We start from the raw sequence: 1,103 nt of genomic DNA on the forward strand, positions 1-1,103 counted from the left end.
CCTGAGCCAGGATCAAACTCTCCATAATAGAGAACTTAAAAAGCTCATTTTGTTTTGCTGGCATCATCATTAAATGATGTCATAATTGTTTTGCTATCAGACTAACAAGTTAATCTTTCAAGCTATATTTCTTAACGTTTTGCATGTTCAGTTTTCAATGTTCATGGTGGAGCCTAGCGGGATCGAACCGCTGACCTCCTGCGTGCAAGGCAGGCGCTCTCCCAGCTGAGCTAAGGCCCCGAAATATTAAATGGTCGGGAAGACAGGATTCGAACCTGCGACCCCTTGGTCCCAAACCAAGTGCTCTACCAAGCTGAGCTACTTCCCGAATATATGGCGCGCCCGGCAGGAGTCGAACCCACAACCTTCTGATCCGTAGTCAGACGCTCTATCCAATTGAGCTACGGGCGCATATATTTTTTCATAAAAGTGGTGCCGAGGACCGGAATCGAACCGGTACGGTAGTCACCTACCGCAGGATTTTAAGTCCTGTGCGTCTGCCAGTTCCGCCACCCCGGCACTTTAATGAATCTTTGGAGCGGAAGACGAGGTTCGAACTCGCGACCCCCACCTTGGCAAGGTGGTGTTCTACCACTGAACTACTTCCGCTCGATTATAAAGTTAAATGGTGCGGGTGAAGGGAGTCGAACCCCCACGCCTTGCGGCGCTAGATCCTAAGTCTAGTGCGTCTGCCAGTTCCGCCACACCCGCATGCATAATTCACATAAAAGTGATGAGCCATGTAGGATTCGAACCTACGACCCTCTGATTAAAAGTCAGATGCTCTACCAACTGAGCTAATGGCTCGTACTAATGGTGCCGGAGAAAGGACTTGAACCCTCAACCTACTGATTACAAGTCAGTTGCTCTACCAGTTGAGCTACTCCGGCATTTGGAATAAATATGGTGGAGGATGACGGGCTCGAACCGCCGACCCTCTGCTTGTAAGGCAGATGCTCTCCCAGCTGAGCTAATCCTCCTGGGTATTAATTTATATATTTATTGCAAGCCCAGCGACGTCCTACTCTCACAGGGGGAATCCCCCAACTACCATCGGCGCAAAAGAGCTTAACTTCCGTGTTCGGTATGGGAACGGGTGTGAC

Annotated in this window: 9 tRNA genes and 1 rRNA gene; all 10 read right to left on the reverse strand. The window is 49.6% G+C overall.

The features are described 5' to 3' along the window. Positions 1-164 precede the first annotated feature (164 nt). Positions 165-240 (reverse strand) — tRNA-Ala (locus tag BMZ04_RS21835). A gap of 11 nt (positions 241-251) precedes the next feature. Further along, a tRNA-Pro gene (locus BMZ04_RS21840) sits at positions 252-328 on the reverse strand. Positions 329-334: 6 nt separating this feature from the next. Beyond that, a tRNA-Arg gene (locus tag BMZ04_RS21845) sits at positions 335-411 on the reverse strand. 19 nt (positions 412-430) lie between these two features. Beyond that, positions 431-519 (reverse strand) — tRNA-Leu (locus BMZ04_RS21850). Positions 520-534: 15 nt separating this feature from the next. Continuing rightward, positions 535-609: transfer RNA gene (locus BMZ04_RS21855), tRNA-Gly, on the reverse strand. 17 nt (positions 610-626) lie between these two features. Continuing rightward, positions 627-711: transfer RNA gene (locus tag BMZ04_RS21860), tRNA-Leu, on the reverse strand. A 23-nt stretch (positions 712-734) separates the two neighbouring features. Beyond that, positions 735-807: transfer RNA gene (locus BMZ04_RS21865), tRNA-Lys, on the reverse strand. A 7-nt stretch (positions 808-814) separates the two neighbouring features. Beyond that, positions 815-890: transfer RNA gene (locus BMZ04_RS21870), tRNA-Thr, on the reverse strand. Positions 891-904: 14 nt separating this feature from the next. Then, positions 905-980: transfer RNA gene (locus BMZ04_RS21875), tRNA-Val, on the reverse strand. Between the two features lie 28 nt (positions 981-1,008). Continuing rightward, a 5S ribosomal RNA gene (rrf, locus tag BMZ04_RS21880) occupies positions 1,009-1,103 on the reverse strand; the annotation flags it as partial.

The sequence above is a fragment of the Psychrobacillus sp. OK032 genome (assembly GCF_900111345.1).
Taxonomy (GTDB): domain Bacteria; phylum Bacillota; class Bacilli; order Bacillales_A; family Planococcaceae; genus Psychrobacillus.